Here is a 26,751-nt window from a genome sequence, read left to right on the forward strand (position 1 = left end):
CGGTGCCGCCGGACCCCCTTCGGATTTGAGATGCTGCGACCACCAGCAGCGACGGCGTCGGAGGCTCAGACCATGAAGGTGATCGTGCAGATCCCCTGCCTCGACGAGGAGACGACCCTCCCGCTCGTCCTCGCCACGATCCCGACGCAGATCCCCGGTGTCGACGTCATCGAGACGCTGGTCATCGACGACGGGTCCAGCGATCGCACGTCGGAGATCGCCCGCGAGCTCGGCGTCACCCACGTCATCCGGCACAGCCGCCCACTGGGCCTGGCCCGCTCCTTCCGCGACGGTGCCGACTTCGCGCTGCGCCACGACGCCGACATCCTCGTCAACACCGACGGCGACAACCAGTACCCGCAGGAGCGGATCGGCGACCTCGTCGCGCCGATCCTCGCGGGACGGGCCGACATCGTCGTCGCCGACCGGCAGACGGCGACGATCGCCCACTTCTCCCCCTTCAAGCGCCGGATGCAGGCCTTCGGCTCGGCCGTGGTCAACCGGGCCGCGAGCACCGATCTGCCCGACGCCGCGAGTGGCTTCCGTGCCTACTCCGCCGCCTCGCTCATGCGGCTGAACATCGTCACCGAGTTCAGCTACTGCATGGAGACGATCATCCAGGCCGGCCACAAGCGCCTGGCGATCGAGTCGATCCCCGTCGTGACCAATGCCAAGACCCGCGAGTCCCGCCTCTTCTCGAGCATCTGGCAGCACATGGCCAAGTCGGCGTCGGCGATCATCCGCTCCTTCATCATGTTCAAGCCGCACGCCTTCTTCGGCCTGGTCGGCGCCGTGCTCATGGTCCTGGGGCTCATCCCCTTCGTCCGCTTCCTCGTCCTCGCGGCGATGGGCGACTCGGCCGGCCACATCCAGTCCCTGATCTTCGGCACGGCACTGCTCGTCGGCGCCCTCTTCTCCTTCGCCCTGCTGATCATCGCCGACCTCCAGCGGACCAACCGGGTCCTGCTCGAGGAGACGATCGAGCAGCTGCGCCTCGTCCGCTTCGGCCCACCCCGGATCCCACCGGTCCACGACGACGAAGGGAGGTGACCCCCCTTCGTCGGACCGAAGACCGGGACCGGCCGCGCCCGTGGGAGGATCTGGGGAGACCCACCCCACACCCCACGGAGGGACACACATGACCGCGAAGATCGTCTGGACCAAGATCGACGAGGCGCCGGCACTCGCCACCTACTCGCTGCTCCCGATCGTCCAGGGCTTCACCTCGGGCACCGGTGTGGAGCTGGAGACGAGCGACATCTCGCTCGCCGGCCGCATCCTCGCCCAGTTCCCCGACCGGCTGACCGACGAGCAGCGCGTCGCCGACAACCTCGCCGGTCTCGGCCAGCTCGCCACGACGCCCGAGGCCAACATCATCAAGCTGCCCAACATCTCGGCCTCCGTGCCGCAGCTCAAGGCGGCCATCGCCGAGCTGCAGGGGCAGGGCTACGACCTGCCGGACTACCCGGACAACCCGAGCACCGACGAGGAGCAGCAGGTCGCCGCGGCCTACGCCAACGTCCTCGGCTCCGCCGTCAACCCCGTGCTGCGTGAGGGCAACTCCGACCGCCGCGCCCCGCTCGCGGTCAAGAACTTCACGAAGAAGCACCCGCACAAGCTCGGCCCGTGGACCGCCGACAACAAGGCCCGCGTCGCCTCGATGAGCGAGGGCGACTTCTACGGCAACGAGAAGTCCATCGTCTCCCCCGCCGACGACACCCTGAAGATCACGCTGACGGCGCAGGACGGCACCGAGACCGTCCTCAAGGACTCCGTCCCGGTGACGAAGGGGGAGATCGTCGACGCGACCTTCATGTCGGCCACGGCGCTGCGCGCCTTCTACGACGCGCAGATCGAGGCGGCCCGCGCCGAGGGGCTGCTCCTGTCGCTGCACCTCAAGGCGACGATGATGAAGGTCTCCGACCCGATCCTCTTCGGCCACGGCGTCGCCGCCTGGCTCGGCGACCTCGTCGAGAAGCACGCCGAGTCCTTCCGCGAGGCCGACGTCGACCTGCGCTACGGCCTGGCCTCGCTCTACACCCAGCTCGACACGCTGCCGGCCGAGACCCGCGACGCGATCCGCGCCGACATCGACGCCCTCGCGCAGCAGCGCCCCGCTCTGGCGATGGTCGACTCCGACAAGGGCATCACCAACCTCCACGTCCCGAGCGACGTCATCATCGACGCCTCGATGCCGGTCGTCATCCGCGACTCCGGTCAGATGTGGAACGCCGAGGGTGGCCAGCAGGAGACCCTCGCGATGATCCCCGACCGCTCCTACGGCCCGATGTACGCCGCCGTCTTCGAGGAGCACAAGCGCAATGGCGCCCTCGACCCGGCGACGATCGGCACCGTGCCCAACGTCGGCCTCATGGCGCAGAAGGCGGAGGAGTACGGCTCGCACCCGACGACCTTCGAGATCCCCACCGCCGGCACCGTCACCGTCACCACCTCGGCTGGCGAGGTCGTCCTCGAGCACACCGTCGAGGAGGGCGACATCTGGCGGATGAGCCGGGTCAAGGACATCCCCGTCCAGGACTGGGTCAAGCTGGCCGTCACCCGCGCCCGCGCGACCGGTGCCCCGGCCGTCTTCTTCCTCGACGAGGCCCGCGCCCACGACGCGCAGGTCATCGCCAAGGTCAAGGAGTACCTGCCGCAGCACGACACCGAGGGCCTCGAGATCAAGATCCTCGCGCCCGTCGACGCGGTGACCTTCTGCCTCGAGCAGATCCGCGCCGGCAAGGACGCCATCTCGGTCACGGGCAACGTCCTGCGTGACTACCTCACCGACCTCTTCCCGATCCTCGAGCTGGGCACGAGCGCCAAGATGCTCTCGATCGTCCCGCTGCTCGCGGGCGGCGGTCTCTTCGAGACCGGTGCCGGCGGCTCGGCGCCCAAGCACGTGCAGCAGTTCGTCAAGGAGGACTACCTGCGCTGGGACTCCCTCGGTGAGTTCTCCGCGCTGGGCGCCTCCCTCGAGCACCTCGCCACGCACTTCGACAACCCCAAGGCGCAGGTCCTCGCGGACACCCTCGACACGGCGATCGCCACCTTCCTCGAGGAGAACAAGAGCCCCGCCCGCAAGCTCGGCTCGATCGACAACCGCGGCAGCCACTTCTACCTCGCCCTCTACTGGGCGCAGGCCCTGGCGGCCCAGGACACCGACGCCGAGCTCAAGGAGCGCTTCACCCAGGTCGCCGCCGACCTCGGTGACAACGAGGCGAAGATCAACGAGGAGCTCATCGGCGCGCAGGGCTCGCCGGTCGACCTCGGTGGCTACTACAAGCCGGACGCCGACAAGGCCTCGGCCGCGATGCGCCCGAGCGCGACGCTCAACGCGATCATCGACGCGCTCTGACCGAGCCCGTCCCCACGAAGGGGGGAGGCCGCACCTGACACCGGTGCGGCCTCCCCCCTTCGTCGTGCTGAGCCGACTCGTCATGCGGACGTGACCGGTGCTCCCTAGGCTCGTCCGTGACGGCCACGGGGGCCGCCACCGACGTCAGGAGCACTGGTCATGCAGCACTCACTCGTCCACCGACTCGGCGCCGAGTTCCTCGGCACCTTCTGGCTCGTCCTCGGGGGCTGCGGCTCCGCGATCTTCGCCGCCCAGCACGTCGTCGACGGCAAGGACTCCGGGCTGGGCATCGGCTTCGTCGGTGTCGCCCTCGCCTTCGGCCTGACCGTGCTGACGATGGCCTACGCCGTCGGGCACGTCTCCGGGGGGCACTTCAACCCCGCGGTGACCATCGGTCTGGCGACCGGACGGCGCTTCGAGTGGAAGGACGTGCCGGCCTACGTCATCACGCAGGTCGTCGCGGGTCTCGTCGCCGGTGGCGTCCTCTACGCCGTCGCGAGGGGCAAGGACGGCTTCGACGCCGGCGCCGGCTTCGCGGCCAACGGCTATGCCGACCACTCCCCCGGCGGCTACACCCTCGCCGCGGTCCTCATCGCCGAGGTCGTGCTCACCGCCTTCTTCCTCTACATCATTCTCGGGGCCACGGACGACCGCGCGCCCGTGGGCTTCGCGCCGATCGCCATCGGTCTCGGGCTGACCCTCATCCACCTCATCTCGATCCCGATCAGCAACACCTCGGTCAACCCCGCGCGCTCGACGGCCGTCGCCTTCTTCCAGGACGGCGCCGCGGGTCAGCTGTGGGCCTTCTGGGTCGCCCCGATCATCGGGGCCGCGATCGCCGGCGCGACCTATGCCGTCATCACCGGCGTCAACCGCGCCGACCTCGACGTCGAGGGAGTCTGACCGGACCATCCGCTGCAGGCGGCGGCACCGAATCCCGTCCATGAGCTCTCGGTCCGCACTCCCCGCCGCCTGCGGAGTCCTCGCGGCAGGCCTCGGCACGGCCGCCGCCCACCTCGTCGCGGCCCTCGTCTCGCCGCCCTCCTCCCCCGTGCTCGCCGTCGGCAGCCAGGTGATCGACGCGACGCCGACGCCGGTCAAGGAGTGGGCGGTCGGCACCTTCGGCACCGCGGACAAGCCGATTCTCATCGGCTCGGTCGCGGTCGTCGCGCTGCTGCTCGCGGCCGTCGCGGGGGCCGTCCGGCCGCGCTCCCGCCTCGTCTCGACCCTGCTGCTCCTGCTGCTCACCGGGCTCGCCGGCGCCGCGGCCGTGCTCCGGCCCAGCGCCGACCCCCTCGCCTGGCTGCCCGCCGTGGTCGCCGCCGTGGTCGGCGTGCTCACCCTCGACCTGCTCGTCGCGCGGGTGCTGCCCTCCGGCTCCGCCCACGCCGACCCCTCGCAGCCGACCCGCCGCCGGGTCGTCGCCCTCGGCGGCACCGGCGCGGCGGCCCTGCTCATCGGCGGTTCCGGCCAGGCCCTCATCGGCCGCTCCACGCCCCCGACCCTGACCCTGCCCGAGCCGGCCCGGCCCCTACCACCCCTGCCGAAGGGGGTCGAGGTCGGCACGGCGGGGATCTCCCCCTTCGTCACCCCCAATGCCGACTTCTACCGGATCGACACCGCGCTGCTCGCCCCGCGCGTCGACCCCGGCGAGTGGTCGCTGACGATCGACGGCGACGTGCCGCGCGAGGTCACCCTCGACATCGACGAGCTGCTCGCGACGCCCATGGTCGAGCGCGACATCACGCTCAACTGCGTCTCCAACGAGGTGGGCGGCCCCTACATCGGCACCGCCCGGTGGCTCGGGGTGCCCACCCGCGAGCTGCTCGCCCGCGCCGGTATCGACCGCGACCCGAGGGATCCCGATCTGCAGGTGCTGTCGACGTCGACCGACGGCATGACGATCTCCACCCCGCTGTCCGCGCTGCTCGACGGCCGCGACGCGCTCGTCGCCGTCGGCATGAACGGCGCTCCCCTCCCCCGTGAGCACGGCTTCCCGGCTCGCCTCGTCACCCCGGGGCTCTACGGCTTCGTCGGTGCCACGAAGTGGCTCACCCGCATGACCGTCACCCGCTACGACGCGGCGAGCGCCTACTGGACCGACCGCGACTGGGCGACCGACGGCCGGGTGCGCACCCAGGCGCGGATCGACACCCCGCGGGCGCTGCGCCGCATCGGCCCCGGGCGCACCGTCATCGGGGGCGTTGCCTGGGCGCAGCGACGGGGCATCTCACGCGTCGAGGTGCGCATCGACGACGGCGACTGGCAGCGCGCCACCCTCGGCACCGAGGCCGACGTCGACTGCTGGCGCCAGTGGTTCCTGCCGTGGGACGCCACCCCCGGTCGGCACGACCTCACCGTGCGCGCCACCGACGGCACCGGCGAGGTGCAGACCCGTCAGGAGGCCACCCCCTTCCCCGCGGGCGCCACCGGCTGGCACTCGATCGCCGTGACCGTGACGGACTGACCCATCCGCACGCCCGACGGCTCCGAATCCCTTGTCGCACAGCCACCCACGATGACCGGAGGCACGACATGTCCCGCATGACCACGACCCGCACCGTCGCCCTGCTCGCCGCAGCCGCGCTCCCCTTCGCCCTGACCGCCTGCGGTGACGACGGCTCGGACGCCGGGGGCTCGGCCTCCTCGTCCACGAGCTCGAAGTCGATGGGGTCCGACGACTCGATGTCCTCGTCCACCGACTCCATGGAGGCGGACGCTCCCTTCGGCGAAGGCTGCGAATCCGTGCCCACCGACGGCAAGGGCTCCTTCGACGGCATGTCGACCGACCCCGTCGCCACGGCCGCGAGCAACAACCCGCTGCTCAAGACCCTCGTCAAGGCCGTGACCGAGGCCGACCTGGCCAAGACCCTCAACTCGGCCGAGGACATCACCGTCTTCGCCCCGACCGACGACGCCTTCGCTGCGATGGACCAGGCCACCCTCGACAAGGCGATGGGCGACCCCAAGGGCCTGCTGACGACCGTGCTCACCCACCACGTCGTCGAGGGCCGCCTGACCCCCGAGGACCTCGCCGGCACCCACGAGACGCTCGCCGGCGACAAGCTCACCGTCAAGGGCTCTGGCGAGGACTTCACCGTCGGCAAGGCATCGGTGATCTGCGGCAACGTCCAGACCGCCAATGCCACGGTCTACATCGTCGACTCGGTGCTCCTGCCGACGGCGAAGTGACCTGACGCGTCATCATGGACCTCGTGCCCCCTCCTCGTGAGCAGGATCCCCCGGACGCCCCCACGGGCGCCCGCGGGGAGTCCGGCCGCGGGGGCGACCAGCTCGCCCACCGCCTCAAGCAGGTGGCGAAGGGGGACGAGGCCGCCTTCGCCGCCGTCTACGACGAGACGGCACCGCGCCTGCATGGTCTCGTGCTGCGGATCCTGCGCAACCCGGCGCAGTCCGAGGAGGTCACCCAGGAGGTCTTCCTCGAGGTGTGGCGCCGGGCGAGCCACTTCGACCCGCAGCGCGGGTCGGCGATCGGCTGGCTGCTCACCATGGCCCACCGACGCGCGGTCGACCGGGTGCGCTCGAGCCAGGCGTCCGTCGTGCGCGACGACGGGTGGCACGCCCGCTCGCGGGAGGTCGACTTCGACACCACGGCGGAGCACGCGACCGCCCGCATCGAGGCCGCCCGCGTGCGGGCGGCCCTCGAGGGCCTGACCGAGGTCCAGCGCGAGGCCGTGAGCCTGGCCTACCTCGGCGGCTACACCCACACCGAGGTCGCCGGTCTCCTCGACCTGCCCCTCGGCACCGCCAAGACACGTATTCGCGACGGACTCATCCGTCTGAGGGACCAGCTGGGAGTGACCCCATGAGCGACGACCTGCACAGCCTCTCCGGGGCCTACGTCCTCGACGCCCTCGACGAGGGCGAGCGCGCCGACTTCGAGGAGCACCTCGCCCGCTGCGCGACCTGCCGCGACGAGGTCGACTCCTTCGGCACGGTCCCGCCCCTGCTCGCCGAGACCGTCGCCGTCACGCCGCCGCCCGCGCTGCGGGCCGAGGTGCTGCGGCAGGCGGCGCAGACCCGGCAGGACCCCCCGCCGGTGGCTGACGACCGACAGGACGACGGCCGGCGGCACGACGACCTGCAGGACGGCGAGCGGACGCACTCCGGCCGTGACGACGAGGCACGGGTGCTCCCCCTTCGTCAGCGGGCGAGGCGACGCTGGGTCGGCCTGGCCGCGGCCGCCGCCCTCGTCGTCGGTGGCGGGGTCACTTGGCAGGTCGTCGACCGGGCCACGACGAGCATCTCCGAAGAAGTCATGGCCGCCCCCGACGCCCACGGCGAGCAGGTGACCGCGACCGACGGCGGCACCGTGCGGGTCGTGCGCTCGGAGCGCATGGGCAAGGCGGTGCTGCAGGTGACCGGCCTGGCCGACCCCGGCAGCGGTCGCGCCTACCAGGCTTGGCTGCAGGACGCCTCAGGCGCGATGACCTCCGCCGGCATGGTCCCGGGCACCGACGGCGAGATGCTTCTCGAGGGCGACGTCGCCACCGCGAAGGGGGTGGGCCTGAGCATCGAGCCCGCCGACGGATCGCGGCAGCCGACGACGGACCCGGTGGCGCTCGTCGAGCTGGGCTGACGGACACCGCTGACACCGGGTGACCGCCTCGGAGTAGGGTCGATCCCGTACTTGCTCCCCAACCACCGCACGAAGGGGTACGACTTCTCGTGAGCACCACTCCCGTCAAGGTCGCTGTCACCGGCGCCGCCGGCCAGATCGGCTACAGCCTTCTCTTCCGCATCGCCAGCGGGTCGCTCTTCGGCCCGGACACCCCGGTCGAGCTGCGTCTGCTCGAGATCACCCCGGCCCTCAAGGCCCTCGAGGGCGTCGTCATGGAGCTCGACGACTGCGCCTTCCCGACGCTCGCCGGCGTGGAGATCGGCGACGACGCCGAAAAGGTCTTCGACGGTGTCAACCACGCGCTCCTCGTCGGCGCCCGCCCCCGCGGCCCGGGCATGGAGCGCGGTGACCTCCTCGAGGCCAACGGCGGCATCTTCGCCCCGCAGGGCGCGGCGCTCAACAAGGTCGCGGCCGACGACGTCCACGTGACGATCACGGGCAACCCGGCCAACACGAACGCCCTCATCGCGATGAACAACGCACCCGACATCCCGCGCGAGCGCTTCAGCGCGCTGACGCGTCTGGACCACAACCGCGCGATCAGCCAGCTGTCGGCCAAGCTCGACGTGCCGGTCACCGAGATCAAGAAGATGACGATCTGGGGCAACCACTCCGCGACCCAGTACCCCGACCTCTTCCACGCCGAGGTCTCCGGCAAGAACGCCGCCGAGGCCGTGGGCGACCAGGAGTGGCTGGAGAACACCTTCATCCCGACCGTCGCCAAGCGCGGCGCCGCGATCATCGAGGCGCGTGGCGCCTCCTCCGCCGCCTCCGCCGCGTCGGCCACCGTCGACCACGCCCGTGACTGGGCGCTCGGCACCCCCGAGGGTGACTGGGTGTCGATGTCGGTCTGCTCCGACGGCTCCTACGGCGTCCCGGAGGGCCTCATCTCCTCCTTCCCCGTCACCGTCAAGGACGGCGCTTGGGAGATCGTCCAGGGCCTCGAGATCGACGACTTCTCGCGCGCCAAGATCGACGCATCGGTCGCCGAGCTCGCCGAGGAGCGCGACGCCGTCACCAAGCTCGGCCTCATCAAGGGCTGACGCCAGCACCCGCTCGGTGTCGATGTATCAGGGTGAGTCCTGACGCACCCTGATACATCGACCCAGAGCACGAAGGGGGCCCGCCGCACCAGATAGTGCGACGGGCCCCCTTCGTGCTGTCGTCAGTGGCGACGGGCGGCGTTGCGCAGACCCACCGTCACGACGGCGCCACCGGCACCGAGCAGGGCGGCGACTCCGAGGCCGGCCAGCAGGTTGTTGCCACCGTCGGCGCCGAGGCCGTCGGTCTGGACGACGCCCGGGGTCGACGGGCCGTTGGGCTCGTCGACCGGCGGCACCGGGGTGTCGGTCGTCGTGGTGACCGTGGGCTGGGTCGGCTCCGTGGGCTCGGTCGGCTCGGTCGGCTCCGTGGGCTCGGTCGGCTCCGTCGGCTCCGTGGGCTCGGTCGGCTCGGTCGGCTCCGTGGGCTCGGTCGGCTCCGTCGGCTCGGTCGGTTCGGTCGGCTCGGTCGGCTCCGTCGGCTCCGTCGGTGCCTCGCACTGCGACGCCTCTACATCGACCGTCGTCTTGCCGTCGGCGTCGACCTCCCAGTTGTCGTTCCAGTTCTGGCCCGGGAAGGCGTGGTCGCCGTCCTGGTCGGTGTAGGTGAAGGGCGGGATGACGTCGGCGGTGTGACCGTTGTCGTAGTACTCGTGCGCCTTGAAGTCCCAGTTGGCGTGGCCGCGCACGCCCCCGGTCTCCGCCGGGGAGATGACGATGAAGCCGTTGCCGTTGTCGTCGGGGGTGCCCGTGGCGTGGCAGAGGGTGATGTGCTCGGCCGGTGCCGCCGAGGCGGCCGAGACGACGAAGAAGCTGCCTCCCAGGGCCAGGCCGGCGGCCAGGCCCGCCGAGGCGGCGGTGCGGGTGCTCATACGTTCAGACATGCGGTTCCTCCCCGTGGTTGCGTGACCACGTACGGCGAGGGCGGCCCCCACCGCGCACACGTGCTCCTGCGGGGCGGATGTGCACGTGCCCTGTCCCAGAACCCCCCTTGGGAACCGGTACCCCGACCCACCGAACTTACTGTTCCGTGACTCGGAGCACACCAGATGCTGACGAAGTGGCAGGCAATTGCCGGTTGGCTGCCGGTCGGTCCCGGCCCGCACCCCAGCCGACACAGGTCGGCGGCCGCCCCCGATGGGGACGGCCGCCGGACGAAGGGGTCGGAGCCCCCGAGGATCAGCGCGCGGTGAGGTCGAGGGTGAAGCCCGAGACGAGCACCGCGGCGCCCAGGACGACGAGGGTGATGACGTCGACGAGTGGGCCGCGCACGGCGATGCCCCCCATCGTCGAACCGCGGACGGTCAGGCGCAGCGCGGCCGCGAGCAGCAGGCTCCCCCCGAGGCAGAGGGTCGCCCTCAGCACGTGGTCGGTCGCGAGGAAGAGCATCGCGACGGCGACCCCGGCCGCCACGACCCACCACGCGGCGAGCGCGGGGACGTCGAGGGGCGGCCTGGCCGGGACCGTCGGCTGCTCGGGCTCGCTCATCGCAGCTGCTGCTCCGCGGCCTCGACGACATTGGTCAGCAACATCGCGCGGGTCATCGGGCCGACGCCCCCGGGGTTGGGGCTGATCCACCCGGCGACCTCGGCGACGTCGTCGGCCACGTCGCCGGCGATCTTGCCGTCGACGCGGCTGACGCCCACGTCGAGGACCGCCGCGCCCGGCTTGACCATGTCGGCCGTGATGATGCCCGGCACACCGGCCGCGGCGACGACGATGTCGGCCTGGCGCACCTCGGCCGCGAGGTCACGCGTGCCGGTGTGGCACGAGATGACCGTGGCATTTTCGCTGCGGCGGGTGAGGATCAGGCTCAGCGGACGCCCGACGGTGATCCCGCGCCCGACGACCGCGACGCGCGCGCCGGCGATCTGCACGTCGTGGCGGCGCAGCAGCTCGATGCAGCCCATCGGCGTGCACGGCAGCGGGGCCGGCTTGCCGAGCACGAGCCACCCGAGGTTGGTCGGGTGCAGCCCGTCGACGTCCTTGGCCGGGTCGACCGCCGAGAGGATCGCATTTTCGTCCAGGCCGGTCGGCTGCTGCACGAGGAAGCCGGTGCACGCCGGGTCGTCGTTGAGGCCACGCACGACGTCGAGGACCTCCTCGAGCGTCGAGGTCCCGGGCAGGTCCCGCCGGATGCTCGTGATGCCGATCTCGGCGCAGTCCTTGTGCTTCGCGGCGACGTACCAGGAGCTCCCCGGGTCGTCGCCGACGAGCACGGTGCCCAGGCCCGGCGTGATGCCCTGCTCCTTGAGGGCCGCCACGCGAGCGGCCAGCTCCTGCTTGATCGACGCGAGCGCCGCCTTGCCGTCGAGGATCTGTGCGGTCATGAGGTCATCCTTCCGTCTCGTCGGCCGGGCCGGTCAGTGGGCGAAGTGGCGGGTGCCGGTGAAGTACATCGTGATGCCGGCGGCCTGCGCCGCGGCGACGACCTCGTCGTCGCGCACCGACCCACCAGGGGCGACGACGGCGCTGACGCCGGCGTCGAGCAGCACCTGCAGCCCGTCGGCGAAGGGGAAGAAGGCGTCCGAGGCCGCGACGGCCCCCTTCGCCCGCTCCTCGCCGGCCCGGCTCACCGCGAGGTGGCAGGAGTCGACGCGGTTGACCTGGCCCATGCCGATGCCGACCGAGCCCTGGTCCTTGGCCAGGAGGATCGCATTGGACTTCGTCGCGCGGACCGCGCGCCAGGCGAAGGCGAGGTCGGCGAGGGTTGCCTCGTCGGCCGCCTCACCCGTCACGAGCGCCCAGGCGCTCGGGTCGTCGCCGTGGCCCTGGGTGGGCTTGTCGTCCCCCTTCGCCTCGACCACGCCGTCGATGGCGTCGCGCTGCTGCACGAGCAGGCCACCGGAGACCGGCCGGGTCTCGACGCCGCCCGGGGCGGGCGTCGCGGCCTTGAGCAGGCGACGGTTCTTCTTCTCGCGGAGGATCTCAAGGGCGTCGGCGTCGAAGTCGGGCGCGACGACGACTTCGGAGAAGGTGTCGTTGAGGGCACGGGCCATGGCCGCGGTCACCGGACGGTTGGTCGCGACGATGCCGCCGTAGGCGGAGACGGGGTCGCAGGCGTGGGCGCGCTCGTAGGCGACCTCGATGCTCTCCCCCACCGCGATGCCGCACGGGTTGGCGTGCTTGATGATCGCGACGGTCGGCTGGTCGCCGTGGTCGTGGGCGGCGCGCAGCGCGGCGTCACCGTCGATGTAGTTGTTGTACGACATCTCCTTGCCGTGCAGCTGCTCGGCACCGGCGATGCCGCCGCCGGCCTCGGTGACGTAGAGCGCGGCCGACTGGTGCGGGTTCTCGCCGTAGCGCAGGCCCGACTTCTTGACATAGGTGCCGCCGACCCAGCCGGGGAAGGGCGTCTCATCGCTCGGGCTGACCACCGAGCCCATCCACGAGGCGACGGCCACGTCGTAGGTCGCCGTGTGGACGAAGGCATCGGTCGCCAGGCGCTGACGCTGCGCGAGGGTGAGGCCGCCACCGCGCACCGACTCGAGGACGTCGCCGTAGGTCGAGGGGTCGGTGACGATGGCGACGGAGGCGTGGTTCTTCGCCGCGGCGCGCACCATCGTCGGGCCGCCGATGTCGATCTTCTCGATGCAGTCCTGGATGCCGGCACCGGAGGCGACGGTGTCGGCGAAGGGGTAGAGGTTGACGACGACGAGGTCGAAGGGGGCGACCTCCAGCTCCTCGAGCTGGCGCACGTGGTCGGGCAGGCGGGTGTCGGCGAGGATGCCGGCGTGGACGCGCGGGTGCAGCGTCTTGACCCGGCCGTCGAGGCACTCGGGGAAGCCGGTGAGGTCCTCGACCTTGGTCACGGGCAGGCCGAGACCGGCGATCGTCGCGGCGGAGCCGCCGGTGGAGACGAGCTCGACACCCGCGTCGGCGAGGCCACGGACGAGGTCCTCCAGGCCGGTCTTGTCGTAGACGGAGACGAGGGCACGGCGGACGGGACGACGGTCTGACACAGGTACTCCTGGAGATCTGCTGCGGTGCGGCGGGTGCACCCAGGCGGGCGATGCACCCCGACTCTCACTCCCCGGTGGTGATCCACCTTCGCCAGTCGTGTGGTCCCGAGTCTAGGGCCTCAGCCGACGTGCACCCGACGGCCCTCGACGCGCCAGCCGCCGGAGGCCATCGCGGTGACGACGTCGACGAGCATCTCCCGCTCGACGACCTTGATCCGCTCGTGGAGGCTCGCCTCGGTGTCGTCGGGAGCGATGGCGACGGTGCGCTGCTCGATGATCGGGCCGGTGTCGACGCCGGCGTCGACGAGGTGGGCGGTCGACCCGGTGACGGTCACGCCGTAGGCCAGGGCGTCACGCACGCCGTGCGCGCCCGGGAAGGCCGGCAGCAGCGCCGGGTGCGTGTTGACGAAGGTCGCGGCGGCGAGCGCCTGCGGGCCGAGGATCTTCATGAACCCGGCGGTGACGACGAGGCCAGGCGCGTGCTCGGCGATGCGGGCGGCGAGCGCCGCGTCCCAGGCGCCTCGGTCGGCGTGGTCGCGCACCGCCTCGACGAAGGTCGCCACCCCGGCGGCGCGCGCCCGCTCGAGGCCGACGCACTCCTGGTCGGCGCCGACGGCGACGACCTGCGCGGGCAGGGTGCCGGCGGTCTGGGCGTCGAGCAGGGCCTGCAGGAGGGTGCCGGAGCCGGAGACGAGGACGACGAGACGAAGGGGGGCGCTCACCCCGCGAGTCTAGGTCGCGTGGGCGAGCGCCCCTCGTCCTGCTCCGGCGAGCGTCACCAGGTGGTGTAGGAGGAGTCGTTGATCCGGAAGCCGTGGTCGCCGACCCGGCAGGTCACGCCCGTCGGCCGGCTCTCGCAGCGCGTCATGCTCACGCCGACGCTGTAGTTGTAGGGCAGGATCGCCTCGTCGTTGGCGGTGGCGCCCAGCTCGGGGGTCCACCAGCGGGCCTCCTGGGCCTGCGCGGTCGACTGCACCGCGGTGACATCGCTGACGCAGTTGGGTCGGGCGCCCTTGGTGTCGACGATCATGCTGCCGCCCATGTCGAACTCGCAGTCGTCCTTGAGCTCCTGCGGCACGGGCAGGCTGCCGGAGCGCAGGTCGCAGCGGGCGAACTCGTTGGTACCCATGGCGTAGTAGGTGCAGGCGATCTTGCCGCTCGGCGTGACGAAGCCCGCCTGGGAGGTCTTGTGCCCGAGGCGGTTGGCACCCGGGATCTCGGGCTCGCCCGGGCCCCCGGTCGACGGGGTGCTCCCGGCCGGGGTCTGCGTGCCGGTCTCGCTCTCCTCGCCGGGCGCGGCCGACGCGGTGGTGCTGCTCGGAGCGCTGGCGTCCGGCGCCGCGGGCGAGGTGGTGCTCGCCGGCGCGGCCGTCTCGGTCGTCGTCGACGAGGTCGTCGTCTGCGAGCTGTGGGTCACCGTCGTCTGCGAGGGCTGGTCCCCGGCGCCCTCGGCCCCGCCGCCGCAGGCGGCGAGCGAGAGCGCGGCGAAGACGCTGGCCGCGGCGGTCATGATCGGTCGGGTCGTGCGGTTCATCGGAGTGTCCCCTGTCTCTGCGGCACCCCCTGCGGGGCCGCTCACCCCACCAGACGGTCGTCGCCGCCGTCCGGTTGCATCACGGGTCGGTCACGAGCCAACCCCTGGGGTGTGCGAAGCGGCGGACCACGAACCCTGCACAACCCTAGGGTTTTGCGAAGTTTCGGGCCGCCAACCCTGCAAAACCCTGGGGTTATGCAGGGTTGCGGACCACCAACCCTGCCGACCCTTGGGGCGATGCGCGGCAGAGTCGGTCAGCCGTCGACGCGGGCCTGACCCGCCAGCGCGAAGGGGGGTCCGCTCAGCGGCGCAGCTGCCACCAGTCGCGGGCGGCGACGGCGAGGGCGCCGAGGGCGAGCTCGACGAGGAGCGCGAGCAGCAGCGGCAGCCCCGGGGCGCCGATGTCGCTCAGGCGCACCGCGCCGATCGACCCGCCGCCCAGGGCGTCGAGCAGGACGACACCGAGGGCGGCGACGACGACCGCGGCGAGCACGGCGGCGAGCTTGGTCTGGGTGGGCGCCAGGCGCGGCACCTCGGCGAGGGCCCAGCGACCGACGAGCCCGCCGACGAGCAGGGGCAGCAGCACGAGCAGGTGGGTCACCCACGGCAGATCGCCCGGCTGCGGCTGGGCGGCGAGCACCGGCACCATCGGCAGCAAGCCGGTCTCCGCCCCCGACCACGTCGTCATCGCCCCGCCCGTCGTCGCGAAGCCGGGCCCCGCAGCGAGGGACAGCGCCCAGATGCCGAGGTTGGGCAGCAGCCCGATCTGGAGGACGACGAGCAGCAGCCCGCCGAAGATCCCGGCGTCGAGCTCGGACTGGATGTGCGCCACCCGGCCGATGTGGATGAGGGTCGCGACGACGACGAGAGCCGCGCCGAGCACGAGGAGGGCAGCCGCCCCCTTCGCCCCGGGAAGCAGGCCACGCCGCAGCGACAGCGGCGCCTGGTCCCAGCGCTCGAGGAGCGGCTCGGGCAGGCCGTGCGCCAGCGCCAGGCCGAGGGCCGGGAGGGCGACGAGGGGCAGCAGCAGGCTGAGCCAGCCGGGGCCGACCGGCGAGAGCAGCCCGAGCAGGGCCACGAGGAGGCCGACGCCGGCGTAGCCGCCAAGCCAGGCGCCCTGCAGCCGCAGGTCCGGGGCCTCGGGCAGCAGGCGGCGAGCGCCGGTGCGGGCCGTGAGGACGAGCAGCAGCGGGCCGAGCAGCGGCGTGAGCGCGAGGACGCCCTCACCGATGTGCAGGCGAGCACCGCCGAGGACGAGCCACAGGAGGCTGCCGGCCCCGAGCACCTCTCCCACGCCGGCAGAGGCCCGCGGGACGGCGAGGCCCGCGAGGAGGACGAGCACGACGGTGACGCACCAGCCGGCGAGCGCGGTCGCCGCGCCGCCGCCCAGAGCCCGCACGTCGGGGCGTCGGGCGGTAGCGTCTTCCCCGGTCGTGGCCGACCGGATCATCTCGATCACCGTCACGCCCCCATCGTCACCGACGACGCGGGGCCGGTGGTGGAGGCAAGCCGGGGGTCACGAAAAGATTTCGGGATCGGGGGCAACCGAGTGCCCCCTTGACGCGTCTGGAGGGGTGAATGAAGGGAGGCAACGCCTCGGCGGAGGCCGAGTTCGACGACTTCTACCGCTCCACGGCACAGCGCGTGGTCCACCTCGTCTACGCATCGACGGGTGACCTCGAGCTGGCGCGGGACTCCACCCAGGAGGCCTTCGCCAGGGCGTGGCAGCGGTGGGACCAGGTCCGCGCCACGGACGAGCCGGGCGCCTGGGTTCGAACCGTGGCCAGACGCATCGCGATCTCTGCATGGCGCAAGGACACCAACCGGTCGAAGGCGATGGAACGCCACGGCGAGACCCCGGCACCAGCCGGTCCCACGGAGGACCGGGTGGCGGTGGTCGCTGCCCTGCGGACCCTCGGCCCCGACGTGCGCGAGACGCTCGCGCTCCACTACCTCACCGACATGTCGGTCGAGGAGATCTCCCGACAGACCGGCACCCCGCCGGGCACCATCAAGGCGCGCCTGCACCGCGGGCGCGCGCAGCTCGCCAAGATCCTCGCCGACAAGGAGGCCCACGATGACTGATCGTCACGACCCCACGTGGGACCCCGAGGACGACGAGCTCGTGCGGGCTGCCCTCATGTCGCTCATGGACGACGTGCGCTCCGAGCCGCTGCCGGAGCCGGCCTTCGTCCGCGCCCGCGCCGAGGGCCGTGACGGCGAGCGCCTCACCGGCGGCACCGTCGTGCCGCTGTCCTCGCGTCGTCGCCGCGTCCTCGGCGCGATCGCCGGTGTCGCAGCCGCCGCGGTCGTCGCCACCTCCGTCGCCCTCGTCGTCCGCGACCAGCAGGGCACGGGCACGGCTCCCGCCGGGACGACCACCGTGACCAGCCAGGAGCCGATCCGGATGCTCGGCTCGCGCGACTGGTCCGGCGCGCTCGGGCTCGACGTGACGAGCACCGAGGGAAGCACCGACCCGCAGGGTCAGTGCTTCGAGACGCCCACGACCGGCAGCTGGGACCGCAGCACCGCGACCCTCGCCGGGGGCACCGTCGTCGCCGGCCAGTGGATCGGCACGGCCGACGGCGCCGCGGCGCCGACCGAGGCCGTCGACGAGGCCGTCACCCGGTGCGAGGGCACCTACCACGTCACCCAGACGATCACCCGGCCGAAGTCCGAGGACGTGCGCTACCGCTTCTGGCACCTCTCCGACGACGCCGGCGCGACCTACTGGTGGATCGAGGCCACACGGGGCAGCTCGCTCACCTACATGTCGGTCGCCGAGGTCGAGGGCATGACCTACACGGTCGACGAGATGGAGCGGGTGGCCGACACCGCGCTCGGCCGGGCCGAGGTCGCGACCGACTCGCCGGCCACGTCGACGCCCTGATCGTGCAGACAGCGCCGACCCGGGAGCAGGGGGGATCGACCGGGTCGGCGCTGCGAGTGACAGGTTAGGGCCGCCGCGCGAGCGGCGGTAGCCCCCGGCCCTCACGGTGCGGGTGTGGTGTGCGTCACCCACCCGCACCGGGGTGTCTCACCCGCGCAGGCCGCGCAGGATCCGGGCCGTCGAGACGGCTGCCTCCGCGGCCTCGCGTCCCTTGTCCTCGCGCGAGCCGGGCAGGCCCGCGCGGTCGAGCGCCTGGGCGTCGTCGTCGCAGGTCAGCAGGCCGAATCCCACGGGCGTGCCCGAGTCGATCGCGACCCGGGAGAGCCCGTCGGTCGCGGCGGCGCACACGTAGTCGAAGTGCGGGGTCCCGCCACGGATGACGACGCCGAGGGCGATGACCGCGTCGTGCGTGCGGGCCAGCTCGGCGGCGACGACCGGCAGCTCGAAGCTCCCCGGCACGCGCACGAGCGTCGGCTCGATGCCCGCCTCCGCGAGGGCGCCCTGCGCCCCGGCGACCAGGCCGTCCATCACCTGCGTGTGCCAGCTCGACGCGACCACCGCGACGCTCAGGTCGGCGGCGTCGCCGAGGTCGATCCGTGGTGCTCCGTGCCCGCTCATCGGGTGCTCCCTTCGTCGTGGGTCTCCGGCAGCCACGGGAGGTCGTGACCCATCCGGTCGCGCTTGGTGCGCAGGTAGTGGAGGTTGTCGCTGGTGATGCTCGGCGGCAACGGCTCCCGGCCGCACACCTCGATGCCGAGCGAGGTGAGCGCCTCGACCTTCGCCGGGTTGTTGCTCAGCAGGCGCACGGTGCCGAGCCCGAGGTCGCGCAGCACCTGGGCGGCGTGCGTGTAGTCCCGCGCGTCGACGGGCAGGCCGAGCTCGGAGTTGGCGTCGACGGTGTCGGCGCCGGCGTCCTGGGCGGCGTAGGCGCGCAGCTTGTCGACGAGCCCGATGCCGCGACCCTCGTGGCCGCGGACGTAGACGATGACGCCGGCCCCGGCCCGCACGACGGCCGACTGGGCCGCCTCGAGCTGCGGGCCGCAGTCGCAGCGCTTGGAGCCGAAGACGTCTCCGGTCAGGCACTCGCTGTGCACCCGCACGAGGGGGGTGCCCTCGCTGATGTCGCCGTGGACGAGCGCGATGTGCTCGCTGCCGTCGACACCGCTGCGGTAGCCGTGGGCGGTGAACTCACCGTGCGCCGTGGGCAGCCGCGTCGAGACGACCCGCTCGACGAGCGACTCGGTGCGTCGGCGCAGGTCGACGAGGTCGGCGATGCTCACCAGCGGCCAGCCGCGCTCGTCGGCGAGCCGGCGCAGCTGCGGCAGCCGCGACATCGAGCCGTCCTCCTCGACGACCTCGCAGATGACGCCGGCGGGGCGGCGGCCGGCGAGCCGGCAGAGGTCGACGGCCGCCTCGGTGTGCCCGCGCCGCACGAGCACTCCCCCGTCACGCGCCCGCAGGGGGAAGACATGGCCCGGGCGGGCGAGGTCGTGCCGGCCGGTGCCCGGGTCGGCGAGCAGCCGCGCCGTGCGGGCCCGGTCGGCGGCGCTGATGCCGGTCGTCACGCCCTCGCGGGCGTCGACGGAGATCGTGTAGGCGGTGCCCTTGGCGTCCTCGTTGATCGCCGTCATCGGCGGCAGCGCGAGACGGTCGAGGTCCTCACCGGTCATCGCGACGCAGATGACGCCGCTGCCCAGGCGCACGGTCGCGCCCATGACCTCGTCGGTCGCCGCGTCGGCGGCGAAGATGATGTCACCCTCATTTTCCCGGTCGGCGTCGTCGACGACGAGCACCGGCTGGCCGGCGGCGATCGCCTCGATCGCCGTCTCGATCGGGTCGAGCAGGGTCTCGTCGTGGCTCATGACTGCTCCTTGGTCCCCAGCGCGAGCGTGCGCTGGACGTACTTGCCGAGGATGTCCACCTCGACGTTGACCCGGTCGCCGACGCCCTTGCGGCCCAGGGTCGTCAGCTCCATCGTCGTCGGGATCAGCGCGACCTCGACGTGCTCGTCGCCGACGGCGCTGAGGGTCAGGCTCACCCCGTCGAGGCAGATCGATCCCTTCTCGACGACGAAGGGAGCCAGCTCGGGTGCGAGCGAGAGCCGCACCTCCTCCCAGCGGTCGCCGGGGCGGCGCTCGAGGATCGTCGCGGTGCCGTCGACGTGGCCCTGCACGAGGTGCCCGTCGAGGCGGGCACCGAGGACCATCGCCCGCTCGAGGTTGACCGCGTCGCCGACGGCGAGGTCGCCGAGGACGGTGCGGCGCAGGCTCTCGGCCATGACGTCGAAGGTGACGACTCCCCCCTTCGCCTCGCGGTCGGTGACGGTGAGGCAGGCGCCGTTGACGGCGATCGACGCGCCGTGGGCGGGGTCGACCGTCGTGACGGTGCCCCGGACGGTGATGCGGCTCGAGTCGGAGCCCGGCTCGATGGCGACCACCTCCCCGAGCTCCTCGATGATCCCGGTGAACATCAGCGCTCCCTCCTCACGGTGGCGGTGACGGCGACGTCGTCGCCGAGGCGGGCGACGTCGGTGGTGGTGAGGCGCAGCGCCTCGGGCATGGTGGTGATCCCCGCGTCGGCGAGGACCGGCGAGCCGGCCCCGAGCAGGGCGGGGGCGATGTGGGCGACGACCTCGTCGACGAGGTCGGCCGCGACGGCCGAGGCCGCGAGGTGGGCGCCGCCCTCGAGGAGCACGGAGTGCACCCCGCGGGCGTGCAGCGCGGCCAGCAGGACCGCGAGGTCGAGGCCCCGCTCCCCCGCCGGCACAGCGAGGACGTCGACGCCGGCGTCGGTGAGCCGGGCGGCGTCGGTGCCTTCGGCGACGACGACGAGCGTCGGGGCGACGTCGTCGAGGACCCGGGCGGTCAGCGGCACCTCGGCGCGCGGGTCGAGCACGACGCGCAGCGGCTGGGTGACGTCGTCGAGGCCACGCACGGCCAGGTGCGGGTCGTCGGCGCGCAGCGTCCCGGCGCCGACGAGCACGGCGTCGCGCTCGGCGCGCAGCCGGTGGACCGCCTCGCGCGCGGTCGGGCCGGTGATCCACCGGCTCGTGCCGTCGGCAGCCGCGGTGCGGCCGTCGAGGGTCGAGGCGAGCTTCCACGTGACCCACGGCCGGCCCGTGGTCACGGCGTGCAGCCAGGCGCGGTTGCCGTGCTCGGCGGCCTCGCGCCCGACGCCTTCGACGACGTCGACGCCCTTGCGGCGCAACAGGTCTGCTCCCCCGCCGGCCGTCTCGGTCGGGTCGGGCACGGCGACGACGACCCGGGTGATGCCGGCCTCGAGCAGCGCGGTCGTGCACGGGCCGGTGCGGCCGGTGTGGCGGCACGGCTCGAGGGTGACGACGGCGGTGCCGCCGCGGGCCGCCTCCCCGGCGTCGGCGAGCGCGACGACCTCGGCGTGCGGGCCTCCGGCGCGGTCGTGCCAACCCTCGCCCACGACGATGCCGGCTGAGTCGAGCACGACGCACCCGACGACGGGGTTGGGGGCGGTGCGGCCGAGGCCGCGCGCGGCGAGCTCGACGGCACGGGCCATCGCCTGCTCGGTGGTCACCTGCTGCTGCATCTGCCTCTCCGTGGTCCGACGCGGACCACGGGGGCGAAGGGAGGCACGCCGATGGCGTGACGACGGCGAGGGCGCACCGGGGTCGCCGGTGACGACCGCAGCCGAAGGACCACCCGGGGAGGGTGACCGCACGGCACGGCCCACGCCGTCGCGTGCTGCCTCCCATCCGGACTTTCACCGTCGGTGCTGGAGTTCCACCAGCTCAACCCGGCCTCGAGAGGACGGGCTCGCGGACTGTCACCGCCGGCTCGGAATTACACCGACCCCGGAGCACGCGTACGACTGACGTCTGTACGAGGACGAGCCTACTCCCGCCCCACTGCACCGGCACCGTGTGTCTCACCACGCGAGGAGGCCCGCACCGCCGGCTGGCGGTGCGGGCCTCGTGGAGGGTTGCGTCAGTTCTTCGCGAAGTAGCGCAGCCGGTCGAGCGAACCGTTCCAGACGTTCTGGTCGATCGGGCTGTCGCTGTACTGCCAGAAGGAGTAGGTGCCCCAGCCCGACGGCAGCGTCCCGGCGCTGCTGGAGTAGCGGGCGATCCACAGCGGCGACTTCGTCGCGAAGGTCGTGTCATGGCCGACGCACTGGTTCCACCAGTAGGTGTTGGTGTAGATCACCGGGTAGCGGCCGGTGCGCGCCTTGTACTGGTTGAGGAAGGAGTTGATCCACGTCTTCATGCTCGCCTGGGTCAGCCCGAAGCAGGTGCTGCCGTAGGGGTTCCACTCGACGTCGAGGGCGCCGGGCAGGGTCTTGCCGTCGGCCGACCAGCCGCCGCCGTGGTCGACGAAGTAGTTGGCCTGGGTGGCGCCGGAGGACTTGTTGGGCAGCGCGAAGTGGTAGCTGCCGCGGATCATCCCGACGTTGTAGGAGCCGTTGTACTGCTGGGCGAAGGAGGGGCTGGTGTAGCCGGTGCCCTCGGTCGCCTTGACGTAGGCGAAGCGCTTGCCGAGGTTCCACTGGGCGGTCCAGTCGACGCTGCCCTGCCAGTTGGACACGTCGATGCCCTTGACGCCCGACGGCGCGGTGACCGCGGTCGTCTCGCTCGTGGCCTTCGACGGGCCGGTCGCCTTCTCCTTCCAGCCCATCTGCGCCTGCCCGGGCTCGGTGATGCCGGCCGCGCGGGCCTCGGGGGTCGGGCGGTCCTGGGTGGGTGCGGCCGAGGCGGTGGCTGCGGACGCGGCGAGGGCGGTGGCGGCGAGCACTGCCGCGGCCACGGTGGTCGTGCGGGGCATGGGGACTCCTGGCGTCGGGGGCGGCCGGCGGGAGATCCGGCCCGCCGGGACGCTAGGCGACGCAGGTGTCCGGCAGCCCACGATCTCCCCCCGGTCCGGTCAGGCCTTCGTCAGGATCTGCCGGGACATGACGAAGGGGAGGGAAGACCTCGCGGTCTCCCCTCCCCTTCATCGTGGGATCGGGCTGGTTACTTGCCCAGGCCCTGCATGATCTCGCGCATGAGGTCGGCCGTCTCGGACGGCGTCTTGCCGACCTTGACGCCGGCGGCCTCGAGGGCCTCCTTCTTGGCGGCAGCCGTGCCCGAGGAGCCGGAGACGATGGCGCCGGCGTGGCCCATGGTCTTGCCCTCCGGGGCGGTGAAGCCCGCGACGTAGCCGACGACCGGCTTCGTGACGTGCTCCTTGATGTAGGCCGCGGCCCGCTCCTCGGCGTCGCCACCGATCTCGCCGATCATGACGATCGCGTCGGTCTCGGGGTCGGCCTCGAAGGCCTCGAGGCAGTCGATGTGCGTCGTACCGATGACCGGGTCGCCACCGATGCCGACGCCCGTGGAGAAGCCGAACTCACGCAGCTCGTACATCATCTGGTAGGTCAGCGTGCCCGACTTGGAGACCAGGCCGATGCGACCGGCGCCGGCGATGTCCGCCGGGATGATGCCGGCATTGGACTTGCCGGGGCTGATCAGGCCGGGGCAGTTGGGGCCGATGAGGCGCGTGGCCTTGCCGACGGAGTAGTTGTAGAACTCCGCGGAGTCCTTGACGGCGATGCCCTCGGTGATGATGACGGCGAGGCCGATCTCGGCGTCGATGGCCTCGACGACGGCGGACTTGGCGAAGGCCGGCGGCACGAAGATGACCGACACGTCGGCGCCGGTCTCCTTGATCGCGTCGGCGACGGAGCCGAAGACGGGGACGGACTGGCCACCCGGGAAGTCGACGCTCTGGCCGGCCTTCTTGGGGTTGACGCCACCCACGACGTTGGTGCCCGAGGCGAGCATGCGCGTCGTGTGCTTCATGCCCTCCGAGCCGGTCATGCCCTGGACGATGACCTTGGAGTCAGCGGTGAGGAAGATTGCCATGTCTGTTTCAGTCGTCCTTTACTTCGCGGCCAGCTCGGCGGCCTTGCGGGCGGCGCCGTCCATGGTGGCCTCGACGGTCACGAGGGGGTGGTTGAACTCGGCGAGGATGCGGCGGCCCTCGTCGACGTTGTTGCCGTCGAGACGCACGACGAGCGGCTTGGTCGCCGAGTCGCCGAGGGTCTTGAGGGCGCCGACGATGCCGTCAGCGACCGCGTCGCACGCGGTGATGCCACCGAAGACGTTGACGAAGACGGACTTGACCTGCTCGTCGCCGAGGATGACATCGAGGCCGTTGGCCATGACCTCGGCCGAGGCGCCGCCACCGATGTCGAGGAAGTTGGCCGGCTTGGCCTTGCCCCCGGTGAAGTCCTCACCGGCGTAGGCGACGACGTCAAGGGTGCTCATGACGAGCCCGGCGCCGTTGCCGATGATGCCGACGTTGCCGTCGAGCTTGACGTAGTTGAGGCCCTTCTCCTTGGCCTTCGCCTCGAGCGGGTCGGCCGCGGCCTTGTCCTCGAGCTCGGCGTGGGCCGGCTGACGGAAGTCGGCGTTGCCGTCGAGGGTGACCTTGCCGTCGAGGGCGACGATGTCGCCCTGCTCGGTCTTGACGAGGGGGTTGACCTCGACGAGGGTCGCGTCCTCGTCGCGGTAGACGACCCACAGCTTCTTGAGGACGTCGGCGATCTTGGCCTGGTCGGCCTCGTCGAAGCCGGCGGCCTGGACGATCTCGGTGGCCTTGGCGTCGTCGATGCCGACGTTGGGGTCGACCGCGATGCGGGCGAGGGCCTCGGGGCGCTCGACGGCGAGCTGCTCGATCTCCATGCCGCCCTCCTTGGAGCACATGGCGAGGTACGTGCGGTTGGCACGGTCGAGCAGGATCGAGAAGTAGTACTCCTCGGCAATCTGGGCGCCCTGGGCGATCATGACCTTGTGGACCGTGTGGCCCTTGATGTCCATGCCCAGGATGGCCTCGGCGTGCGCCTCGGCCTCGTCCACGGTCTTGGCGACCTTGACGCCGCCGGCCTTGCCGCGGCCACCGGTCTTGACCTGGGCCTTGACGACGGTGACACCGCCGCTCTTGGTGCCGATGGTCTCGGCGGCTGCTCGAGCCTCCTGGGGGGTGGTGGCGACGGCGCCGGCAAGAACCGGGACGCCGTGCTTCTCGAACACGTCGCGTGCTTGGTACTCGAAGAGATCCACGAGGGTGATTCCGTCCTCTGCTGTGGTAACGGGGTGCGGGACGAGACTAGCCCCCGGACGAAGGGGGAGCACGCCCGGTCCGCGCACGGCCGGGGTCTCGACCCCGCGCGGCTCCCCCCTTCGCCCTGCCGGAGGAAGTGATTGAGCCTTTGATCACGGACTCGTCACGACGTCTCGCACGGGACACGTGACCGGGGTTACTGTGAAGTCACCATGGCTTCGCAGCAGCCGTACGACGGCACCACGCAGCACGGCAGCTCGGCACCGGCGCCGACGGGCCGGGGCTTCGGCGTGGTCGACCAGGTCCGCTGCCTCGCGACGCGACAGTCGATGGTCTTCGCCGCCGTCGAGCTCGTCTGGGCGACGACGCACTTCTCGCTCTACCCCTTCGGCACCCGCGCCCCGCGGCGTGGGGGCCCGCGCCACGGGTATCGCATCGAGCACCTCAACCCCGTGCAGCGCGGCATGCTCGTCGCCGGCCTCGCCGAGAGCGGGACCCCGATCCTGCTGCTGCACGGCTTCGCCGACAACCACTCGATCTTCACCGTGCTACGCCGCGGCCTCCTGCGTCGAGGCTTCAGCCGGGTCTTCGCCATGAACTACTCCGTGCGCACCAAGGACGTGCGCACCGCGGCCGCCCAGCTGGCCGAGGAGGTCGAGGCGATCGTCGAGGAGACCGGCTACGAGCGGATCCACATCGTCGCGCACAGCCTCGGCGGCGTCGTGGCCCGCTACTACGTGACCCGCCTCGGCGGCGACGAGCGGGTGCACACGCTGGCGACGCTCGGCGCCCCGCACACGGGCACGCTCGCCGCCTACCTGCTGCCCACCTCGCTCACCCGGCAGCTGCGCCCGGGCAGCGGCCTGATGCAGGAGCTCAACCGCCCCGCCCCCGACTGCCGCACCCGGGTCATCGCCTTCTGGTCCGACACCGACGAGGTGATCGTGCCGGCGGTCAACGCATCGCTCCACCAGGAGGGCGTCGACGTGACCAACGTGCGGCTGCGCGGCATCGGTCACCTGTCGCTGCCGATCCTGCCCACGGTGGTGCACAAGATCGCGACGAGCCTCGTGCAGATCGACAGCGAGGGCAACCAGACCGCCTCGGTCACCGACCTCTCCGCATGACGGCCCCCACCGGCCCGCCTCGGTGCGGGCGACGCGAGGCTGCGCGCCGTCGGCGTGTGACCGGGGGCACCCCCGGTTATGCATAACGAAACGGTCACGCTAGGGTAACCACGAATTTTTGTCCGTCCCCGCTGCCAGGGGAAGAAGTCCGATCCCCTGCAAGGACGTCATCCACCATGAGCGAGTACTCCGGTCGACACCGGCCGCCCACCCGCGCCGAGCGCCGCGCCCAGCAGCGCCGCACCCGCCTTCCCAAGAGCTTCGGTCCCGCCTACGCGCTGCCGACCGCCGCCGCCGTCACCCTCGTGCTGACGGCTGCTGGTGCGACCGCCGCGCAGTCCTCCCCCTTCGCCAGCCAGGCCGCCGACTCGGCCAAGGCGGCCTTCGTCACCGGCGGCTCGCCCGCTGCGAGCGCCACCTCGCTGCTGTCCGACCCCGAGGTCGTCGACACCGCCCGCACCGAGGCCGAGACCGCCACCGACGAGGCCGACGGCCTCGACCAGCGCCGCCAAGCCGCCTCGACCACCGTCGCCGAGAGCCAGGGCCGCACCCAGGAGCGCCAGCGGGTCGCCCGCGACAAGGCGCGCAAGGAGGTCGCGGCCGACCGGGCCGCGGCGAAGAAGAAGCGCGACGCCTCGACGTCCTCGTCCGCCACGACCGGCGCGGCCGGCACGGGCGAGACGACGACCGCCGACGGCGAGTCCGCGACCGAGGTCGGCGCCCAGGGCTGGGTCACGCCGCTCGACAACGCCGTCTTCACCTCTCCCTTCGGCATGCGGTGGGGTCGCCTGCACGCCGGCCAGGACTACGCCGCCGCCGTGGGCACCCCGCTCAAGGCGATGAGCAGCGGCGAGGTCATCGGCGCCGGGCCCATGGACGGTTATGGCATCTACATCGACATCAAGTACTGGGACGGCACCGTCTCGCGCTACGGCCACCTGAGCTCGGTGAGCGCGTCCGTCGGCCAGCAGGTCTCCCCCGGTGACGTCGTCGCCCTCTCGGGCAACACCGGCCGCTCGACCGGCCCGCACCTGCACATGGAGATCCACCCCGGTGGCGGCGGCGCCATCGACCCCTCCGGCTGGCTCGCCGAGCGCGGCCTGAGCTGACCCTCTCCCCCACGTA

26 protein-coding genes and 2 riboswitches are annotated in these 26,751 nt (G+C 72.2%); of the genes, 12 read left to right on the forward strand and 14 right to left on the reverse strand.

Going from position 1 to position 26,751, the window contains the following annotated elements; all coding sequences use genetic code 11:
* The first annotated feature begins 72 nt into the window (after positions 1-72).
* The 8 genes from NMQ01_RS11760 (at position 73) to NMQ01_RS11795 (ending at position 9,043) form a co-directional block, all read left to right on the forward strand.
* A complete protein-coding gene (locus NMQ01_RS11760; protein WP_255184115.1) occupies positions 73-1,050 on the forward strand; it encodes a glycosyltransferase in 978 nt (325 codons plus the stop codon).
* An 88-nt stretch (positions 1,051-1,138) separates the two neighbouring features.
* Positions 1,139-3,358: an NADP-dependent isocitrate dehydrogenase gene (locus NMQ01_RS11765; RefSeq protein ID WP_255184116.1), complete on the forward strand. Its 2,220-nt coding sequence runs from the start codon at positions 1,139-1,141 to the stop codon at positions 3,356-3,358.
* 159 nt (positions 3,359-3,517) lie between these two features.
* Positions 3,518-4,261 (forward strand): aquaporin Z, encoded by a 744-nt coding sequence (gene aqpZ / locus NMQ01_RS11770; RefSeq protein ID WP_255184117.1) that lies wholly within the window; start codon positions 3,518-3,520, stop codon positions 4,259-4,261.
* A gap of 40 nt (positions 4,262-4,301) precedes the next feature.
* A complete protein-coding gene (locus NMQ01_RS11775; protein ID WP_255184118.1) occupies positions 4,302-5,825 on the forward strand; it encodes a molybdopterin-dependent oxidoreductase in 1,524 nt (507 codons plus the stop codon).
* A gap of 68 nt (positions 5,826-5,893) precedes the next feature.
* Positions 5,894-6,550 carry a fasciclin domain-containing protein gene (locus tag NMQ01_RS11780; protein WP_255184119.1) on the forward strand — a complete coding sequence of 219 codons (657 nt, stop codon included), beginning with the start codon at positions 5,894-5,896 and terminating at the stop codon, positions 6,548-6,550.
* A gap of 23 nt (positions 6,551-6,573) precedes the next feature.
* On the forward strand, positions 6,574-7,188 hold the full coding sequence (sigK, locus tag NMQ01_RS11785; RefSeq protein ID WP_255184120.1) for an ECF RNA polymerase sigma factor SigK: 615 nt from the start codon (positions 6,574-6,576) through the stop codon (positions 7,186-7,188).
* The gene (locus NMQ01_RS11790; RefSeq protein ID WP_255184121.1) at positions 7,185-7,958 is read left to right on the forward strand and encodes an anti-sigma factor domain-containing protein; all 774 of its coding nucleotides are present in this window, start codon (positions 7,185-7,187) and stop codon (positions 7,956-7,958) included. The genes sigK and NMQ01_RS11790 overlap by 4 nt, the downstream gene beginning before the upstream one ends.
* A gap of 89 nt (positions 7,959-8,047) precedes the next feature.
* Positions 8,048-9,043 carry a malate dehydrogenase gene (locus NMQ01_RS11795; RefSeq protein WP_255184122.1) on the forward strand — a complete coding sequence of 332 codons (996 nt, stop codon included), beginning with the start codon at positions 8,048-8,050 and terminating at the stop codon, positions 9,041-9,043.
* 122 nt (positions 9,044-9,165) lie between these two features.
* On the opposite strand, the gene NMQ01_RS11800 is transcribed toward NMQ01_RS11795, so the two are convergent.
* The 7 genes from NMQ01_RS11800 to NMQ01_RS11830 form a co-directional block, all read right to left on the reverse strand.
* A complete protein-coding gene (locus tag NMQ01_RS11800; protein WP_255184123.1) occupies positions 9,166-9,924 on the reverse strand; it encodes a hypothetical protein in 759 nt (252 codons plus the stop codon).
* A gap of 295 nt (positions 9,925-10,219) precedes the next feature.
* On the reverse strand, positions 10,220-10,528 hold the full coding sequence (locus tag NMQ01_RS11805) for a DUF3017 domain-containing protein (protein ID WP_255184124.1): 309 nt from the start codon (positions 10,526-10,528) through the stop codon (positions 10,220-10,222).
* A complete protein-coding gene (locus NMQ01_RS11810; protein WP_255184125.1) occupies positions 10,525-11,370 on the reverse strand; it encodes a bifunctional methylenetetrahydrofolate dehydrogenase/methenyltetrahydrofolate cyclohydrolase in 846 nt (281 codons plus the stop codon). The genes NMQ01_RS11805 and NMQ01_RS11810 overlap by 4 nt, the downstream gene beginning before the upstream one ends.
* 33 nt (positions 11,371-11,403) lie before the next feature.
* Positions 11,404-13,002, reverse strand: coding sequence for a bifunctional phosphoribosylaminoimidazolecarboxamide formyltransferase/IMP cyclohydrolase (purH, locus tag NMQ01_RS11815; protein ID WP_255184126.1), 1,599 nt, complete (start codon positions 13,000-13,002; stop codon positions 11,404-11,406).
* A gap of 30 nt (positions 13,003-13,032) precedes the next feature.
* A riboswitch (ZMP/ZTP riboswitch) is annotated at positions 13,033-13,111 on the reverse strand.
* 10 nt (positions 13,112-13,121) lie between these two features.
* Positions 13,122-13,724, reverse strand: a complete 603-nt coding sequence (purN, locus tag NMQ01_RS11820; RefSeq protein WP_255184127.1) for a phosphoribosylglycinamide formyltransferase — start codon at positions 13,722-13,724, stop codon at positions 13,122-13,124.
* Between the two features lie 53 nt (positions 13,725-13,777).
* On the reverse strand, positions 13,778-14,536 hold the full coding sequence (locus NMQ01_RS11825) for a hypothetical protein (protein WP_255184128.1): 759 nt from the start codon (positions 14,534-14,536) through the stop codon (positions 13,778-13,780).
* 301 nt (positions 14,537-14,837) lie between these two features.
* Positions 14,838-16,001: a DUF6350 family protein gene (locus NMQ01_RS11830; protein WP_255184129.1), complete on the reverse strand. Its 1,164-nt coding sequence runs from the start codon at positions 15,999-16,001 to the stop codon at positions 14,838-14,840.
* Positions 16,002-16,114: 113 nt separating this feature from the next.
* Between NMQ01_RS11830 and NMQ01_RS11835 the strand changes: the two genes are divergently transcribed.
* Positions 16,115-16,621, forward strand: a complete 507-nt coding sequence (locus NMQ01_RS11835; protein WP_255184130.1) for an RNA polymerase sigma factor — start codon at positions 16,115-16,117, stop codon at positions 16,619-16,621.
* A complete protein-coding gene (locus tag NMQ01_RS11840; protein WP_255184131.1) occupies positions 16,614-17,426 on the forward strand; it encodes a hypothetical protein in 813 nt (270 codons plus the stop codon). The genes NMQ01_RS11835 and NMQ01_RS11840 overlap by 8 nt, the downstream gene beginning before the upstream one ends.
* Positions 17,427-17,573: 147 nt before the next feature.
* Here NMQ01_RS11840 and ribH read toward each other — a convergent pair whose 3' ends face one another.
* The 7 genes from ribH to sucC form a co-directional block, all read right to left on the reverse strand.
* Complete coding sequence (gene ribH / locus NMQ01_RS11845; RefSeq protein WP_255184132.1) at positions 17,574-18,044, reverse strand: 6,7-dimethyl-8-ribityllumazine synthase; 471 nt, start codon at positions 18,042-18,044, stop codon at positions 17,574-17,576.
* Positions 18,041-19,288, reverse strand: coding sequence for a bifunctional 3,4-dihydroxy-2-butanone-4-phosphate synthase/GTP cyclohydrolase II (locus NMQ01_RS11850; protein WP_303707868.1), 1,248 nt, complete (start codon positions 19,286-19,288; stop codon positions 18,041-18,043). Before NMQ01_RS11850 ends, ribH begins: the two co-directional genes overlap by 4 nt.
* Positions 19,285-19,896, reverse strand: a complete 612-nt coding sequence (locus NMQ01_RS11855; RefSeq protein ID WP_255184133.1) for a riboflavin synthase — start codon at positions 19,894-19,896, stop codon at positions 19,285-19,287. Before NMQ01_RS11855 ends, NMQ01_RS11850 begins: the two co-directional genes overlap by 4 nt.
* Complete coding sequence (gene ribD, locus NMQ01_RS11860; protein WP_255184134.1) at positions 19,896-20,987, reverse strand: bifunctional diaminohydroxyphosphoribosylaminopyrimidine deaminase/5-amino-6-(5-phosphoribosylamino)uracil reductase RibD; 1,092 nt, start codon at positions 20,985-20,987, stop codon at positions 19,896-19,898. Before ribD ends, NMQ01_RS11855 begins: the two co-directional genes overlap by 1 nt.
* 148 nt (positions 20,988-21,135) lie before the next feature.
* A riboswitch (FMN riboswitch) is annotated at positions 21,136-21,265 on the reverse strand.
* Positions 21,266-21,385: 120 nt separating this feature from the next.
* Positions 21,386-22,219 carry a lysozyme gene (locus NMQ01_RS11865; protein ID WP_255184135.1) on the reverse strand — a complete coding sequence of 278 codons (834 nt, stop codon included), beginning with the start codon at positions 22,217-22,219 and terminating at the stop codon, positions 21,386-21,388.
* A 188-nt stretch (positions 22,220-22,407) separates the two neighbouring features.
* A complete protein-coding gene (sucD, locus tag NMQ01_RS11870; protein WP_255184136.1) occupies positions 22,408-23,298 on the reverse strand; it encodes a succinate--CoA ligase subunit alpha in 891 nt (296 codons plus the stop codon).
* A gap of 18 nt (positions 23,299-23,316) precedes the next feature.
* Positions 23,317-24,498, reverse strand: coding sequence for an ADP-forming succinate--CoA ligase subunit beta (gene sucC / locus NMQ01_RS11875; RefSeq protein ID WP_255184137.1), 1,182 nt, complete (start codon positions 24,496-24,498; stop codon positions 23,317-23,319).
* 213 nt (positions 24,499-24,711) lie between these two features.
* Here sucC and NMQ01_RS11880 point away from each other — a divergent pair, with 213 nt between their 5' ends.
* Together NMQ01_RS11880 and NMQ01_RS11885 are read left to right on the forward strand one after the other, a co-directional pair.
* The gene (locus tag NMQ01_RS11880) at positions 24,712-25,626 is read left to right on the forward strand and encodes a triacylglycerol lipase (RefSeq protein WP_255184138.1); all 915 of its coding nucleotides are present in this window, start codon (positions 24,712-24,714) and stop codon (positions 25,624-25,626) included.
* Between the two features lie 176 nt (positions 25,627-25,802).
* Positions 25,803-26,735 (forward strand): M23 family metallopeptidase, encoded by a 933-nt coding sequence (locus NMQ01_RS11885; protein ID WP_255184139.1) that lies wholly within the window; start codon positions 25,803-25,805, stop codon positions 26,733-26,735.
* Positions 26,736-26,751: the final 16 nt, after the last annotated feature.

Source organism: Janibacter sp. CX7, from assembly GCF_024362365.1.
Lineage (GTDB): Bacteria > Actinomycetota > Actinomycetes > Actinomycetales > Dermatophilaceae > Janibacter.